Source organism: Bacillus cereus group sp. MYBK108-1 (genome assembly GCF_051917185.1).
Classification (GTDB): Bacteria; Bacillota; Bacilli; order Bacillales; family Bacillaceae_G; genus Bacillus_A; species Bacillus_A cereus.
This window is the reverse complement of record NZ_JBQAHZ010000038.1, coordinates 1-16,224: the sequence shown is the minus strand read 5'-3', so window position 1 is coordinate 16,224 and position 16,224 is coordinate 1. Positions and strand designations below refer to the sequence as shown.

Genomic DNA, 16,224 nt, shown 5'->3' with positions numbered 1-16,224 from the left:
TTATTTCTTCTTTGAACCACCTTTCTTACGTTTGGCAGACGTCTGGGTGGTTCTTTTACTTTTATTATTACGTTTTGCCACTAGCTTGTTAGCACAAGCTGTTGCAAAAGTTGTTATGAACACTGTTACGAATAGTTTCGTAGCGTCCTGTAATAATTGTTGTAAAAATTCCATATCGGTTACACCTCCTTTCCCTCTAAATTAAGAGAAAGAAAGGCTGCAACCTCCCACCACACGCCTTCAGTTACTAGCTATATTATATCATAATTAGAATTAGTTATAGTTTATATTTTATTGCGAAACTTGTTATTACAGAAAACGTTACTTCAACAATAAAAATGCTTTTATAATAAGGATTTTAATGTTTTCTATGTTCCATTTAGATATGAATGAGAGTAGTTTGTCAATGATATTGTGGACAGTACCATTATATATAATCATAGTTATTTTATTGGTTTTTGGGCCTTTTAAAGGGATTATATATGTATTACAAGGAAAAGAGTTTCATTACCCAATTATCTCCAAATGGACTAGCAAGTAAAAATAAATAAAGAAGAATCCAGCACAGCAAATTATCAATCCGTTCTTATTATATATGAATTGTCTATTTGCGGAATTTATATATACTTTACGTTTAAAATTTTCACTTCAATCTAAATTGTTTTAACTTTCTGTATTAATGTGAGTTTAAATAAAAAGATTTACAAGGACTTACTATAAAGGGCACTTACAACGAGTTTCTTCCTATTATATAGAAGGTGGTCGGTGATATGAATTAAAAACGAAACACGAATTAGCTTAAGAAGATAAAATGTAAGGTATGAAGTATAAGGATGTAGCTGAGAAATATGATGTAAGTGATAAAAACATAAAATTATAGAAGAACAGATACCAATGGGACAGAAAAGGTGTACGAACAAAAGAAGACAGGTGCACCCATTGGGAATAAAAATAAGTGGGTAATTTGGATAATAAGAACCAAAATGAAGAAACAAGAATGTCGCGGGGCGTGACGCTCCCACAGAATAGAATGATTAAATTGAATAATTTAAGAAGCGTAGAAAGGTTTAATTTCTACGCTTCTTCTAATTTATAACAAATTTAATGTTTTTCTAAATTTGTTATATAAGATTTTACAGCTTGCAATAAGAATTCTTCCTGCCCCATACCGGCACCGGCTGCCATCTGAACTACTTTTTGCTTGAATTGATGATCTACATGAAAAGTTAATGGCTCTACATTACTTTTAAAGTAAATACCTTCTACATGTGGAAGGATCGTGCCAGATTTCATATGAGAATGTAAGTACTTAATCTCCTCTTGAAACTGCAATGGATCTACTTGTAATACGAAAGGCTTAATTTCTAATTTAATAGTATCTGATGAAATACTCAATCGCATATTTGTGACACCTAGCTCCTTATAAAATAAGTTTATTAAATTATAAGTAATGGAATTAAATAATTGAGGTTTTTTAAATGAAAAAGATAAATACCCTCGTTTAGTAATTACCGCTTTTTTATTGAAAGGTTCAAAGGAGTAATCATGTTCCTTATAAGTGGATAGAGGGAAAATTTCTTCGTCCTCTGTAAGAATCTTGCCGTCTCCTCCATTAATCTCTATTACCCTAGCGGTTTTTCCAGTGTGTAGATGTTTTAATAATTGATATAAATATATATCTTTATCTTGAATCTTAGTAATAAATGTTTTTCGTTCTTTTGTTTTAGTTTTTTCATAATCAAGCATAAAAATCTCTAGCTCTTCCTCATCGATAATATATACTTGTTTTCCTTGTTTTTCTACCATAGTTGCGGGTAATTTTCCAGATTTGATGTATGTAAAGATAGTAGATGGTGCAACATTAAGAATTTCAGCTACTTCTTTCGTGCTAAGGCCTTTAACCTCATTTTTATTTTTTAAACGTTCAATATCCTCTAAATAGAAAATCTTACTACCGAATTGCTTCCAGTTATCTTTATATACACATTCTATTAATCCATCTTTTTCTTTTTTTAAAATTGTTTGTACCGTTACTCCTAATAAGTCGGCTGCCTCTTTTGTCGTTACAGTAGGTTTTGTAATGAATAATAAATCTTGTGTCATGAAAGGACACCTCCATAACTATCGTTTGTTAATATTTTAGGTATGTATATATCATATCAGAATCTGATTTATATTTAAAATAAGAAATAGATTTTATTAAATATCGTATTCATTATTATGGCTTGAAAACCTTTTTCATTTAATTTATATGTAAATTAAAATTAATAGTGATTTTTATTATAAAATCGCTGTTAATTTTAATTAGTTAACTGTTAAATAATATCTATTCGGTAATAAATTATAAAAAAATATAATTATAAGTAAATAAAGAAGAATATAACGTTCTTACAGAAAGTAAATGAATTATCATTTGTATAATTAATAGAAGTGAAATAAAATGATAAGTATAGTTATTAAAAATAATTATATTCATAATCTACAATAGGAGAGGTGAATTTGAAATATGGATAATAAAATTGTAAAAGAAAATTTACCTATCATAAATAATCAAAGTAAATATATAGATGCATATTTAGAGAATATAAGAGATATTGTCCCATACCTGCATAATAACCGTTATGTAGATATGGTGGAAGAGAAGATGGAGGTTGCGGAAAAAGAGGGAAAGAGTAAATATACGTATTTAAGTGACCTGGAGGTCATTTATCATTTCGTACATTTACAAAAAGATATGGATGAGAAGAAGAATAGAAAAGAGGATACGAAAAAGAGTTATATATCTGAAATCTTGTCATTTTGTCAGTGCATGGTGCAGTATGCAGAAGAATTTGAATTAAATGGGGAAGAGGTACAGAAAAAGGACTCTTTATTGAGAACATTACAACCTTGGCATATTCGCAAATATAATTCTTGGTTGAAGAAGGTAGAGAACGGTAGGAATGGTGACACATATGCAGTCGCAACACTTGCAAAGAAAACAGTGCTCATTCGTTCTTTTCTAAAACATCTTCATGTATTTTCTTATATTGAAAAGCCTCTTCATGAAGAACTACAGCGCGCAAATGTGAATGAGCAGGATCGGCCAAATCGGGACCTATCCTATGATGAGGTTATGAAAATTTTAGGATTTTATAAAGAAAGAGGACATTTAGTAAACTATACAATTTTACTGGCTCTAGCAAGTACTGGTTAAAAGTCACTGGAAAAGGGGATAAAGTGCGTGAACTTTTTATTTCGGAACATTTATATCAATGTATTTGTGAAATGAGGCTAAGAAGAGGATGCAAAACGGTATTGGATAAAGGGGATGAGAGTCCGGTATTTATAAATCAAAGAGGAAATGCTTATAACTCTAAAATATTATCGAATCAAGTAACAGATATGATAAAAAAGACAAACTTAGAGTTTCTACTGTATCGTGAAAATCCAGTAACGGCGCATACATTCCGTCATGCTTTTGCAATTATGGCAGTAGAGCAAGGTAATGCAGATTTATATCATTTAATGCAAACACTTGGCCATGAAAATATTCAAACGACTAAAATATATTTAGAAAAGCATATGAAGCGTAAAAACAACGTTGGTTCTACTTTTGCTGATATGCTGGTTTAAATTTTATGTAGTTTATAGGGGTGTTTAATTATGTATTTTTTATATAATTAAACAATGTATATGTTTGTTTATTTATTGTGAAGAAATATATAAATTAGGGAAATAAATAAAAATAACGAAATTCATTTTATACAGAAAAAAACAGGATGATTTTAAAAAGTTATCCTGGTTTTTTCTTAAATACACATAATTATTCATATTTTATAAAGTTAATTTGAGCTAATTATAAGTTAGCAGAATTTATATCTATTTCAATCTTGATAGTGTTAATAACATTATATAGTTTGTAGAATTAGTTTATAGAGATTATGAAACTATTTTTCATTAGGTGTATCTAATTGATGATTGATTACAGTGCTGGACTTTTTATTCATAAGTATATAGATCCCACCTATGAATGATAAGATTACTGGATAGAAAATCGCCCAACCACTAAATGAGTATACAAAAATACATATAACTAAAGATAGGAAGGCCATCCACCAACCTATATCTTGAACTTTTAATAACTTAAGAGCAGCTAGCATTGTAAAAATATACGAGGCAATAAAAATTACACTAGGGCCTTTTAGAAGTATCTCTAAATTTGGTCGTGCTATACCATAAAAAATTAAAATACAACTAAAAATTCCGCCTAAAACTAGTAAAACCCTAGTTGGAGTTTGGAATTTAGAATGTAATTTAGCAAAGAAGGAAGGGAAATGTCCTTCTCTAGCCTGAGCGTAAATCATTCTTGAAAAACCTGCAATGTTAGCATGTACAGCACTAAACGAAATGAAAATTGCTAAAATAGTGGTTATATATGTACCTATTGGTCCTAATCCTTTTGATATTAGAATGCTAAGGGAAGCTATCTGGTTCTTATTACCATATGAGTGAGTCCCTATTGTTACAAAAGATATTGCAATGTACATAATTGAGATGCAAATTGCCCCTAAAAATAGACTAATGGAAATATCTTTAGCAGGTCTTTTAAACTCTTCAGCTAATGGGGTAATCATTTCCCATCCTACAAATGAGAAAAAGATAATTACAGAAGAAGCTCCAACAGAAGACCATCCGTTTGGTACAAAAGGTGTAAAAGAACTTAATTTTACATAGGGGATAGAAACGACAACAGCCACAATTATTAGAAGTGAAATTATACAAATGACAAACACACTTACTTTTGATGATAACTCAATTCCTTTAATATGTAAGAGTAAAGAAGTAATCAAAAGTAATGCCGAGATGCCAATAACTCCTGCATTACTTATTGGAAAAACATAGCCAATATATTGGGCACCTGTTAAAGCGATAATAGGTACTCCAATAGGAATAGATCCTAACATAATCCACCCTAGGATGGCACTCGTATTTGCATTAAATGCCATTTGAACATAAGCTGTAATTCCTCCTGCGCTAGGAATCATTTTAGCAAGACGTGCCAGAGTCGCGACAATGGGAAAAGCTAATATAGACATGATAACCCAAGATAAAAGCGAAGCTGGTCCAGCGCTATTTGCAGTAATTGAGGGCAATATAAGAATTCCACAACCCAATACAGCTCCTATAGTTAATGCAGTCCCTTGTACCCAAGTAATTGAACGTTTCAATGATTGTTGTGTCAAGATATTCAGCCTCTCTTTCGTTAATTGATATCAATTATATAAAGTTTTAAAAAAAGATAACATGCTATAATTTATGTATTAATTATAAATTTCTTAAAAAATTTAAGAATTATTAATTGTATTCTTAATTTATCAAGGGGAGATACATTAATGGATCAAACAGATTTAAAGATTCTTTCACATCTTCAGAAAAATGCACGTTTAAGTATGGTTGAAATAGGAAAGTTGGTAGGTTTGAGTTCCCCTTCTGTTACAGAGCGGGTCAGAAGACTAGAAGAACAGGGTGTCATTATAAGTTATCGTACGATTGTTAATCCGAAAGAATTAAAAAAACATATTACCGCGTTTGTTTTAATGGAACCAAGAGATTGCAACAAATATAAAAAATTTGCAATGGAACATCCAGATGTAGTCGAATGCCATCGTATTGCCGGTTTATATAGTTATATAACAAAGGTAGTGACAGAATCAGTACATACACTCGAAGACTATATTAATTTGTGCTTAGAGTATGGAAAGCCTACAACCTTAATAGTGCTTTCTTCTCCAGTAGAACATAAAGCACTTTTTACAGAGAGTGAAAAACCTTAATTACATATGAGAGAGTATTCTAAATAAAAAGCGTAAAAATAATACCTAGTGGGAAATAGAGTCCTATTAGGTATTATTTTTCAGAAAAAACTTTTTAGAAAATTCTTAGTTAATTGGAGGTAGGATTATTATGAAATATGCATTGCTCACAGATGACTTACAGTACCATTTGGTTAATAAAATGAGGTTAGAATTGCAGCTGTGGAGGCGTTTACACCTAAAATGGTGGCTTTCTTAGATACTATGAGAGAAAATGATGTTTCTATTGTTCACCTACAGTTAATTAACTTAGAAGATGATCCGAAAGCTGAACGATATGGTGATTTTTTACCAGTCACAAAGGGATCTAAAGGTGCAGAAATCTTACCTGAGTTTCTTCATGAAAAAGATATTATTGAGAAAAATAAAGATAGTGGTTTTTTTGAGAGAAATCTTGATGAAACCTTAAAAAATTTAGAGGTAGATACAATTATTATTACGGGTATGCAAACTCAAATTTGTGTACAAACAACTGCAGCAGATAGATTTTTCCGTGGTTATAATGTAATCGTACCAGAAGATGCAGTTGTTTCAGCGAAACCTGAAGATAAAGAACGAGATTTAAAGTGGTTAGGTTCATATTGTGCAAAGATTATGAGTATCGAGGAAATCTGCAATTCGATCTCTAAAAATGAAGAGATTTCTTTTGATGGAGTTGCAATTCCTTAAGTAAATACGTTGTAATATCACTTGTTCTATGTAGCAAGTGATATTATTTTTCAAAAATAAAAATGAAAAGGATTCATATTTTTTATATTTAGAAGTTCCATTACATGTAGAATCGTTATTTAGTAAGCGTTAAGGAGTGCTTGTCCAGAGCACTCTTTAACGCTTACAACACCTATAAGGGTATATGAGTTTTTTGAGTAAACATGTTTTTGAAAAAAAATCCATATTTAACGATAAATTTGTAAAGCATCTTGAGAAGAAGATGCTCTGAAGGTGAATATTATCTTATTCTAAAAGATAAATGTCGTGAAATGATAAAATTTTAAATTATATATTTGATATAGCCATAGACTAAGGCTTCGGCACTAGCTTTCCTTTCACTTGAATATATTACTAAGTCATATATAATATGCTTATATACTTGAAAGTGAGCGAGAGAATAGCATACAGCAAGGCGCAAAATGAAGCCACAAAAAACTATAAAAAACTATAAAAAACGTAATCCAGAACAAGCGAAATACCTTAATTATAAAACTATGGCTAGAAGTTTCATCAAGAATTTAGCCACACAAGAAGATTTGGATATGCTAAAAGAATTAATGGCAGAAAAAGAGGAGAATGACCGTGCTAGAAAATAAATTAGGTATCAAAAATCAGTTAGAATTGAATCGAGTAGAAGAACGACTATCAAAAATGAAAGCCAAAGATTTATATGATTCAGGAGAAATAAACCACATAGAAGTTGGCACATTTAAGGGTCTTTCTGACATTCATAATTATCTATTTGAAGATATTTATTTCTTTGCTGGAAAGATTCGAAAGGTTAACATAGCGAAGGGAAACTTTCGATTTGCTCCTGTTATGTATCTAAGCCATTCACTAGAACATATAAACACTATGCCACAAACAACCTTTGATGAAATCGTTGAAAAGTATGTTGAAATGAACATTGCCCATCCTTTTAGAGAAGGAAACGGTAGAGCGACTAGAATATGGTTAGATTTAATCTTTAAGAATGAAATTCAACAGGTGGTTGACTGGAATAGGATTGATAAAGAAGATTATTTACTGGCAATGGAACGCAGCCCGATTAAAGATATTGAAATTAAGTATTTACTCAAAAATGCACTAGTAGATAAAATTAATAGCCGTGAAGTATTCATGAAAGGCATTGATATTAGTTACTATTATGAGGGATATACTGAATATGATATAGAGGATTTATAAATAAAAAAGGGCTGAAATTGCCCTTTTTTATTTGTGTTTTGAAGAGGATTTTTCATATAAAAACAGTATAAAATGGATTCCACTAGGGATCCCTAGTGTTATTTGGAACTTATCTTTTATAGTATTACTTTATGTAAAGATCTGCAAAAAAGAAGTTCCTCTTTTCTGACAATAAATATTAATGAGTAATTATTAATTAATATACATAAATTACTTTATGGTTCATTCATGTATTCCTTTCCATCTACATCAATCATTTATTGCAACAGGTTTCCCGTCCCAAATAAGATATCCTAACTAAGGACAATGTAAGTATCTTTATAATGATTTTCCAATATAATCAATGTGTTTATGAAAGGAACTCTGTGTTATTTTTGCTTTTTTACTAACTAATACAGCTTCAAACAAAGGACACAATTGCTACATACTAAGTGTAATTTATTACCCATTCAAAATTCTGTCTATTCAATCTTTCTAAAAATAAAAAAAGATTAAACTTATAAATATACAAGTTATAATGAGGGCGTCGAGACATAATTCAATACCTCTAGAGAAAATACCAAACCTCGTTTGGGTTTAAAAATTTGATATATTGATATGATTACTATACGGAGGGTAGTGGATCAGAAGGGAAGTTTATTCAACTCAATAAAGAAAGCGCTATCAAACAAATTTTATTTTAAATTGGTCATTCCAATAACTTAGATTCAACTGTAATTAAAAATAATAAATTATGGGGGTGTTTATATGGACATGAATGTAGCATCTATTAAAGAAAAAAAGATTGTTAAATACAAAAGTTGTTTTGATGTGATTGGGCCCATAATGATAGGTCCTTCAAGTTCACATACTGCAGGTGCTTTGGCTATTGGAACAGTTGCTAATAGATTATTTCAAGGTCTTCCCAAAAAAGTTGTGGTAAAGTACTATGAATCATTTGCTGAAACCCATAAAGGTCACGGAACTGATTTTGCAATTATTGCTGGTATATTAGGCTTTGCTGCCGATGACAGCAAAGTGCCAGATGCTATTAAAATAGCAGAGTCTAAGGGAATTGACATTACCTTTATTGAAAAATCGGGTAATAGTCCTGCTGGTCATCCAAATACGGTAGATGTATATGTAGAGGATGAAAGTCGAAGTATTAGAACGATGGGTATTTCGGTTGGTGGTGGGTTGATTGAAGTCAAACATGTTGAAATTGATGGTTTTAGCTTAGATCTGCAGGGGCCATTGCCAGTTGTTATTGCGATTTCGGAAAGAGCTGACTTTGAATTTGTTTTACGCAGGATCTTTAAACAATATGATGTTGAAATTAACAGCTTTCATAGTTTGGAAGATAAAACAAAATATTTATATGCATTCGCTTTGGATTCGATATTGCCTGGTAATGTTCAGAAGGAATTAGGGGATTTAAGCAATATAGCTAACCTTATTATTCTTTAGTTACATTAAGGAGTGAAAAATATGTATATGTCCATAAAAGAGATTGTGGATTCAGCTAATAAAAACCAAAAGCCAATTTATGAATTAGCAATCGAACAGGAAATCAAACAAACTAAAACTTCTTATGAAGAAGTTTGGAGTAAAATGGAAAGAAATTTAGCGACTATGCAACATGCAATTAATAAAAGTATCGAAGGCGACGGTGTATTTTCTCCAACCGGGTTAACCGGAGGGGATGCTGTAAAACTTAAAAACTATCAAGAAAATAGGAAAACTCTTTCTGGAGATTTGATGGTGTTAGGGATTCAAAGTGCTATCGGTGTTAATGAAGTAAATGCTGCATTAGGAGCTATTTGTGCAACTCCAACAGCAGGTGCGAGTGGGACGATTCCGGGAGTCCTATTTAGTATTAAAGATACGTTGCAGTTAAATCATGAAGATATGATTCATTTTCTATTCACTTCAGCGTTATTTGGAACGATAGTCGCAAACAACGCTTGTATTTCAGGAGCGTACGGAGGATGTCAAGCTGAAGTAGGAAGTGCCTCAGCGATGGCGGCTGCAGCTGCGGTAGAAGCTGCGGGTGGAACCCCACAGCAATCTTCTGAAGCTTTTTCGACCGCATTACAAAATTTACTCGGTTTAGTTTGTGATCCGGTCGCTGGTTTGGTAGAAATTCCTTGTGTAAAGAGAAACGCCATTGGAGCGACAAATGCTTTAGCAGCAGCAGACATCGCATTAGCCGGCGTAAACAATATCATCAATGCTGACGAAGTTATTGAAGCAATGTATAGGGTTGGAAGACAGATGCCCCGTGAGTTAAGAGAGACAGGTTTAGGCGGAATTGCGGCTACACCTACAGGGATTGCCATTAAAAATAAAATCTTTGGGGAGAAACAATCAAATCAATAAACAGCTATCGAGCATATTGTGAAATATTTAACAATATGTACTCTATAGTTCGCCTAAGGATGTCTGTATGCTGGGGGAATTATCAATAAAATATACTACTATATAATTAAAATATTTTGTAAGTGGCAAAAAATCTTCAGGTTGATGCTTCGCTAACTTTTTGATTTTGATTAATTTAGAAGAGGGATATTCGTTGTGGTGCACTATATAAGCAATTCATTTTTCAAGAACGGTCTATATTCCTATACCTTAAATAGAGAATTGAGAATAGGACATAAGGAGGAATTATTATATGAATGGGAATACTGCAAAAAACATAGAATTTCAAGCTGATAATACTGCAGTACAAAATGAGAATTATCTAGACCCTAAAAAGTGGCATAAACAGGATACTACCTGGGCATTGAGCCTTTTTGGAACAGCAATTGGAGCAGGGGTACTTTTTTTACCGATTAATGCAGGTTCAGGTGGTTTATTATCATTGCTGTTAATTACCATACTTGCCTATCCTGTTATGTATTATTCACATAGAGCGCTCGCTAAAATGATTTACGCTTCGAACTCTGCCGATGAGGGGATTACAGGTACTATAAGAGAGTATTTTGGAAATAAGGCAAGTATCATTTTTAACATTGTATATTTTGTATCCATTTATACGATTGTGCTGATGTACTCGGTCGCACTTACAAATACCGCTAGTAGTTTTATCGTGCATCAATTGCACATGCCGGAGCCTCCAAGGGCCATTTTATCGCTTGTCTTAGTACTCGGTCTTATCGCTATACTAAATTTTGGTCAAGATATAACTGTAAAGATCATGAGCATGCTAGTGTATCCTTTTATAGCTTCTCTACTTTTTATCGCAATATCTTTGATTCCGCAGTGGAATACGTCAATGCTTAGTTTTTCAAGTGTTTCTACTGCCTCAACAGGAACAGGATATTTAGGAACTATATGGATGATACTTCCAATTATCGTATTTTCATTTAATCATTCGCCTATGATTTCATCATTTGTTGTGAAGCAGAGAGCTAGTTATGGAATAGACGCTACTGATGCCAAGTGTGCTCAAATACAAAAAGTTTGTTATATCATGACATTCGCTGTTGTTATGTTCTTTGTTTGGAGCAGTACTTTAAGTTTGACTCCAGATGATCTTAAGGTGGCAAAAGAACAGAACTTGTCAATCCTATCATACCTTGCTAATGAGCTTAATTCGCCAGTAATCACTATTGCAGCTCCTATGATTGCATTTGTGGCTATTACAAAGTCTTTCCTTGGCCATTATATAGGAGCGTATGAGGTAATGCGTGACATGATTATCAAGTCCGGTAAAAAACGTGGGAAAGATATAGGAGAAAAAACAGTTAAGACAATGATTCTTACTTTTGTTGTATTAACATGTTGGTATGTTGCTTATACAAATCCAAGTATTCTTGGAATCATTGATGCCCTTAGCGGTCCGTTAGTTGCTGCTATCTTATGTCTATTACCAATGTATGCAATTCGTAAAGTACCTGTACTAGCTAAATATAGAGGTAAGATGAGCAATGTATTTGTCATTATAATAGGCATACTTACTGTCCTAGCAAGTATTAAGTCATTATTCTAATTCACTATTGGTAGTACTGATGCAAAAAACGTGGGATATGGAAAAAATAAAAATTCTTATTGGAACTGAATACTATATTGTTGAACTAAAGAGATTATGGTTTTGGACAAACTCCCCATCTTGGAGGGTTTGTCTTTTTAATTATATGCATAACTTTTATACTAGTTTAAACAGACTAGAATAGTAAATCAAAACTTCATACAAACCACACATTAACTCCACTACTAGCACAAACTAAAGTTGTATACTTTAAGTATCATTTTTTAACAACAAATATTCAAACATACTAATATTATGTAATAAGGAAGTTACACTACATTAGAAGAAAACAAATAAGGGAGAGCGGATACTATGACAAGATTTGCGAATCAGCATGTAGAGAACACAATTTTAGAAGAGGATGTAGAGCTTTTAAAACTTATGGCACACCCAATGCGTTTAAAACTGATCAATGAGCTTTCTAAACATAAAACACTAAATGTAACCCAAATGACCGAAATTTTAAACATTCCACAATCAACAGTTTCCCAACACTTATCTAAAATGAGAGGGAAGGTTCTAAGAGGAAATCGTCAGGGGTTAGAAATTTACTATAGCATCGAAAACCAAAAAGCTGAAGAAATTATGGGATTATTAGGACCAATACAATAAAATATTAAGTCTACCATTTAAAGATTATTTATATAGAATACTAAACCCTCCTTGTTGTGGAGGGTTTTTATTTATTAATTTTTTAAGTAATTATTACTTTAATCCAATGACATCAATATCTAAAATATGTCACGATTTAAAAGAAGAGGGAATATCAGCCGTTTTTTATATCTTATCAAATTGCGAAGTTACTAAGGGAGGAGTAATCACGGAAGAAGGGATATTAGACAATACCATCTATACAAGCACAATGTGTATGGAGTCTGGTGCATATTATTATTATACCTACGATTGTAGACAAATTACAGCCATTCATTTATTTGATTAAAACTTAGATTCGAAAGAGATTAAAACCTTTCCGTTCCTGTGTAAACAGAAGATATTTTATCAAAACTAATTAGAATAGTAAACTGTATACAATACAAATTCAGGGTTCTTATGTGGTTTTTATCTATTTTCAAATGAAAAATCAATAATTAATAAACATTACAACATGCCAAAAATAAAAAAGGAAGTGTAATTAGCTTGTAGATTAAGCCTGTTTTAAAACTGATGCATACGGGGGACAATCCCATATACAACAGTTTTAAAAAATTAGATACTTTATTTATCAAGTTAATGCAAGTTAACACCAGTATAGGAAACAGTGGAAATCTAAATTATTGTTTATATGTTAATTACTTCAAACGTATCCCGTCGAATGCGTTTATAACCAAGTCATGTACATAGGAATCATCCAACTTTTCACCAGTTACTAGCAAACGATAAAAAATTGGTCCGTAAATGAGATCGATGCTTAATTCAACATCGAGGTTTTCTTTTAATTCTCCTCTGTTAATTCCCTTCTCCAGAAGTTGCTTTGCTTGCAGTCGGCGTGGCTGGAAATATCGAGTACGGTATTCCTCTGCTAGTTTCGAATCAAATTGCCCTTCGCCAACTAACTCATTGATAATGGTTCCTTCTCGACTGATTAAAAAACTGGCTAAACTTGTGGCGTGAGTTAAAATATCATTCAACGCTGAACCTGTATCAGGTACAGGCAATCTGGCAGCAGCAGCAGAAAGAAAACCATCCATTACCACAGCAGCCTTATGAAAGGTCAACATAGCGAAGGGGAATTTTCGCTTTGCCCCTGTTATGTACTTAAGCCATTCATTAGAGCATATTAGCACTATGCCACAAACAAACTTTGATGAAATTGTTGAAAAATATGTTGAAATGAATATTGCCCACCCCTTTAGAGAAGGAAACGGTAGAGCGACTAGAATATGGCTAGATTTAATCTTTAAAAATGAACTTCATCAGGTGGTCGACTGGAATAAAATTGATAAAGAAGATTATTTACTGACAATGGAACGCAGCCCAATTAAAGATATTGAAATTAAGCATTTACTCCAAAATGCACTAGTTGATGAAATAAATAGTCGTGAAATATTCATGAAAGGTATTAATATTAGTTACTATTATGAGGGATATACCGAATATGATATAGAAGATTTATAAAACAAAAAGGGCTGAGATAGCCCTTTTTGTTTTACACTTTGACGAGTATTTTTTATAAAAAAATACGTTATTCTTTTTGTAAAATTATAAGAAAGGATGGCGTTTTTGTATGTCTATTTCTTTATCCAATGAATTACAACTATTTGCTCAAGAAATTCAAAGCTTTTTATCGCCAAATATCTTACGAAATCTTGCCAGAGAGTTTGATTTCTTGCGACAAACCCGTAAATTTCAAACAAAAGATATATCCAATTGATGAGTAAGGATGAAAAAAAGAAAGAAATTCTATAATATTTTATTTAATATCAATTTATAGGGAAATTCATTTAATAAAATATGAAATAATACATATTATAATAATTTATTAAGATAAAATGTTATATTTTTGGGTGGAATATATAAATGGAGGAAATGTAATGAACAAGAATTTAAAATTTACTCAAATGATAATCGGAATTAGTACGATGGCATTATCATTTGGAAGTATTCAAACACAGGTATCAGCAGAAGAAACAGCACCCTATAATATCTTACAGATGAAACCAATGGGGACAGAAACTTCAAAAGATGAAATTGTACATGCTACAAAAGCGGACGAAACTTTGAATTTTGAAGAGCGTTTAAAAATAGGAGATTTTTCACAACGTCCTACTCTGGTTATGAAACGTGATGAAATTCAATTAAAGCAAAGCTATACTTTGGCAGAACTGAATAAAATGCCTAATAGCGAACTCATTGATACATTATCAAAAATTTCTTGGAATCAAATTACGGATTTATTTCAATTCAATCAAGATACGAAAGCATTTTATCAGAATAAAGAACGCATGAACGTTATCATTAATGAATTAGGACAACGAGGAAGGACGTTTACGAAAGAAAATTCAAAGGGCATTGAAACATTTGTTGAAGTATTACGTTCTGCTTTTTATGTGGGATATTATAATAATGAATTAAGTTACTTAAAAGAGAGAAGCTTCCATGACAAGTGTTTACCAGCATTGAAAGCAATCGCGAAAAATCGAAACTTTACATTAGGTACAGCTGAGCAAGATAGAGTAGTAACTGCGTATGGAAAATTAATTGGTAATGCCTCTAGTGATACTGAAACAGTACAGTATGCGGTAAATGTTTTAAAACAATATAATGATAATCTTTCTACGTATGTAAGCGATTATGCGAAAGGACAAGCCGTATATGAAATTGTAAAAGGAATTGATTATGATATACAGTCTTATTTGCAGGATACGAATAAGCAACCTAATGAAACAATGTGGTATGGAAAGATTGATAACTTTATAAATGAGGTTAATAGAATTGCTCTCGTGGGGAATATAACAAATGAAAATAGTTGGCTAATTAATAATGGCATTTATTATGCAGGTCGTTTAGGGAAATTTCATAGTAATCCATACAAAGGATTGGAAGTTATTACACAAGCGATGAGCTTGTATCCTCGTCTAAGTGGACCTTATTTTGTAGCAGTAGAACAAATGAAAACAAATTATGGTGGAAAAGATTATAGTGGAAATGCAGTAGATCTACAGAAAATACGTGAAGAAGGGAAACGACAATACTTACCTAAAACATATACATTTGATGACGGATCAATTGTCTTCAAGACGGGAGATAAAGTAACAGAAGAAAAAATTAAGAAATTATATTGGGCAGCCAAAGAAGTAAAAGCACAATATCACCGTGTAATTGGTAATGATAAAGCGCTAGAACCAGGTAACGCTGATGATGTACTAACAATAGTAATTTATAATAATCCAGATGAATATCAATTAAATAGACAATTATATGGATATGAAACAAACAACGGTGGAATTTATATTGAAGAGAAGGGGACCTTCTTTACATATGAGCGTACGCCAAAACAGAGTATTTATAGTTTAGAAGAGTTATTCCGTCATGAATTCACTCATTATTTACAAGGAAGGTATGAGGTTCCTGGTTTATTTGGAAGCGGAGAAATGTATCAAAATGAACGATTAACTTGGTTCCAAGAAGGAAATGCAGAATTTTTTGCAGGATCTACACGTACAAATAATGTTGTTCCGCGTAAAAGTATGATAAGTGGCTTATCATCTAATCCAGCAAGCCGTTATACAGCAAAGCAAACTTTGTTCTCAAAATATGGATCATGGGACTTTTATAAGTATTCCTTTGCACTACAGTCATATTTGTATAATCATCAATTTGAAACATTTGATAAGCTTCAAGATTTAATCCGTACAAACGATGTGAAAAATTATGACTCATATCGTGAATCATTGAGCAACAATACACAATTGAATGCAGAATATCAAGCATATATGCAGCAGTTGATTGATAATCAAGATAAAT

General features: G+C 32.0%; 11 protein-coding genes and 6 pseudogenes. 13 read left to right on the top strand and 4 right to left on the bottom strand.

The genetic code is table 11. The annotated features are described in order from the left end of the window. Window positions 1-174, bottom strand: a complete 174-nt coding sequence (locus ACTFSL_RS28925; RefSeq protein WP_000395068.1) for a hypothetical protein — start codon at window positions 172-174, stop codon at window positions 1-3. 163 nt (window positions 175-337) lie between these two features. On the opposite strand from ACTFSL_RS28925, the pseudogene ACTFSL_RS28920 reads away from it, so the two are divergent. Then, window positions 338-541: pseudogene (locus ACTFSL_RS28920) on the top strand (hypothetical protein); the annotation flags it as partial. Window positions 542-1,101: 560 nt separating this feature from the next. Here the strand turns inward: ACTFSL_RS28920 and ACTFSL_RS28915 are convergent. Next, window positions 1,102-2,103, bottom strand: coding sequence for a helix-turn-helix domain-containing protein (locus tag ACTFSL_RS28915; protein WP_063538697.1), 1,002 nt, complete (start codon window positions 2,101-2,103; stop codon window positions 1,102-1,104). Window positions 2,104-2,506: 403 nt separating this feature from the next. Between ACTFSL_RS28915 and ACTFSL_RS28910 the strand changes: the two are divergent. Continuing rightward, window positions 2,507-3,615, top strand: a pseudogene (locus ACTFSL_RS28910) (tyrosine-type recombinase/integrase). Between the two features lie 314 nt (window positions 3,616-3,929). On the opposite strand, the gene ACTFSL_RS28905 reads toward ACTFSL_RS28910, so the two are convergent. Then, complete coding sequence (locus ACTFSL_RS28905) at window positions 3,930-5,225, bottom strand: APC family permease (RefSeq protein WP_088338280.1); 1,296 nt, start codon at window positions 5,223-5,225, stop codon at window positions 3,930-3,932. Between the two features lie 150 nt (window positions 5,226-5,375). Between ACTFSL_RS28905 and ACTFSL_RS28900 the strand changes: the two genes are divergently transcribed. The 9 genes and pseudogenes from ACTFSL_RS28900 to ACTFSL_RS28860 form a co-directional block, all read left to right on the top strand. After that, window positions 5,376-5,816 (top strand): Lrp/AsnC family transcriptional regulator, encoded by a 441-nt coding sequence (locus tag ACTFSL_RS28900; RefSeq protein WP_088338281.1) that lies wholly within the window; start codon window positions 5,376-5,378, stop codon window positions 5,814-5,816. Between the two features lie 130 nt (window positions 5,817-5,946). After that, a pseudogene (locus ACTFSL_RS28895) lies at window positions 5,947-6,524 on the top strand (isochorismatase family cysteine hydrolase). Window positions 6,525-6,985: 461 nt separating this feature from the next. Next, the gene (locus tag ACTFSL_RS28890; RefSeq protein ID WP_256942729.1) at window positions 6,986-7,162 is read left to right on the top strand and encodes a hypothetical protein; all 177 of its coding nucleotides are present in this window, start codon (window positions 6,986-6,988) and stop codon (window positions 7,160-7,162) included. Further along, window positions 7,143-7,751, top strand: a complete 609-nt coding sequence (fic, locus tag ACTFSL_RS28885) for a protein adenylyltransferase Fic (protein ID WP_033690372.1) — start codon at window positions 7,143-7,145, stop codon at window positions 7,749-7,751. The genes ACTFSL_RS28890 and fic overlap by 20 nt, the downstream gene beginning before the upstream one ends. Window positions 7,752-8,498: 747 nt before the next feature. Further along, window positions 8,499-9,197: an L-serine ammonia-lyase, iron-sulfur-dependent subunit beta gene (sdaAB, locus tag ACTFSL_RS28880; protein WP_088338282.1), complete on the top strand. Its 699-nt coding sequence runs from the start codon at window positions 8,499-8,501 to the stop codon at window positions 9,195-9,197. A 21-nt stretch (window positions 9,198-9,218) separates the two neighbouring features. Further along, on the top strand, window positions 9,219-10,109 hold the full coding sequence (gene sdaAA, locus ACTFSL_RS28875; RefSeq protein ID WP_088338283.1) for an L-serine ammonia-lyase, iron-sulfur-dependent, subunit alpha: 891 nt from the start codon (window positions 9,219-9,221) through the stop codon (window positions 10,107-10,109). Window positions 10,110-10,401: 292 nt separating this feature from the next. Continuing rightward, the gene (locus tag ACTFSL_RS28870; RefSeq protein ID WP_088338284.1) at window positions 10,402-11,721 is read left to right on the top strand and encodes an aromatic amino acid transport family protein; all 1,320 of its coding nucleotides are present in this window, start codon (window positions 10,402-10,404) and stop codon (window positions 11,719-11,721) included. 351 nt (window positions 11,722-12,072) lie between these two features. Next, a complete protein-coding gene (locus ACTFSL_RS28865; protein ID WP_000196515.1) occupies window positions 12,073-12,372 on the top strand; it encodes an ArsR/SmtB family transcription factor in 300 nt (99 codons plus the stop codon). Between the two features lie 133 nt (window positions 12,373-12,505). Next, window positions 12,506-12,769: pseudogene (locus tag ACTFSL_RS28860) on the top strand (linear amide C-N hydrolase); the annotation flags it as partial. A 280-nt stretch (window positions 12,770-13,049) separates the two neighbouring features. Here the strand turns inward: ACTFSL_RS28860 and ACTFSL_RS28855 are convergent. After that, a pseudogene (locus tag ACTFSL_RS28855) lies at window positions 13,050-13,466 on the bottom strand (TetR-like C-terminal domain-containing protein); the annotation flags it as partial. Between the two features lies 1 nt (window position 13,467). Between ACTFSL_RS28855 and ACTFSL_RS28850 the strand changes: the two are divergent. Together ACTFSL_RS28850 and colA are read left to right on the top strand one after the other, a co-directional pair. After that, a pseudogene (locus ACTFSL_RS28850) lies at window positions 13,468-13,875 on the top strand (Fic family protein); the annotation flags it as partial. A 416-nt stretch (window positions 13,876-14,291) separates the two neighbouring features. Further along, window positions 14,292-16,224: collagenase ColA (gene colA / locus ACTFSL_RS28845; RefSeq protein WP_440042817.1), on the top strand; the 1,933-nt coding region annotated here is incomplete at its 3' end.

Bases quoted from the DNA above. Each gene is read 5' to 3' on its own strand.
- ACTFSL_RS28890 (WP_256942729.1), top strand. From the start codon at position 6,986: ATGAAGCCACAAAAAACTATAAAAAACTATAAAAAACGTAATCCAGAA.
- sdaAB (WP_088338282.1), top strand. From the start codon at position 8,499: ATGGACATGAATGTAGCATCTATTAAAGAAAAAAAGATTGTTAAATAC.
- ACTFSL_RS28865 (WP_000196515.1), top strand. From the start codon at position 12,073: ATGACAAGATTTGCGAATCAGCATGTAGAGAACACAATTTTAGAAGAG.
- sdaAA (WP_088338283.1), top strand. From the start codon at position 9,219: ATGTATATGTCCATAAAAGAGATTGTGGATTCAGCTAATAAAAACCAA.
- ACTFSL_RS28925 (WP_000395068.1), bottom strand. From the start codon at position 174: ATGGAATTTTTACAACAATTATTACAGGACGCTACGAAACTATTCGTA.
- ACTFSL_RS28900 (WP_088338281.1), top strand. From the start codon at position 5,376: ATGGATCAAACAGATTTAAAGATTCTTTCACATCTTCAGAAAAATGCA.
- ACTFSL_RS28915 (WP_063538697.1), bottom strand. From the start codon at position 2,103: ATGACACAAGATTTATTATTCATTACAAAACCTACTGTAACGACAAAA.
- ACTFSL_RS28870 (WP_088338284.1), top strand. From the start codon at position 10,402: ATGAATGGGAATACTGCAAAAAACATAGAATTTCAAGCTGATAATACT.
- fic (WP_033690372.1), top strand. From the start codon at position 7,143: ATGACCGTGCTAGAAAATAAATTAGGTATCAAAAATCAGTTAGAATTG.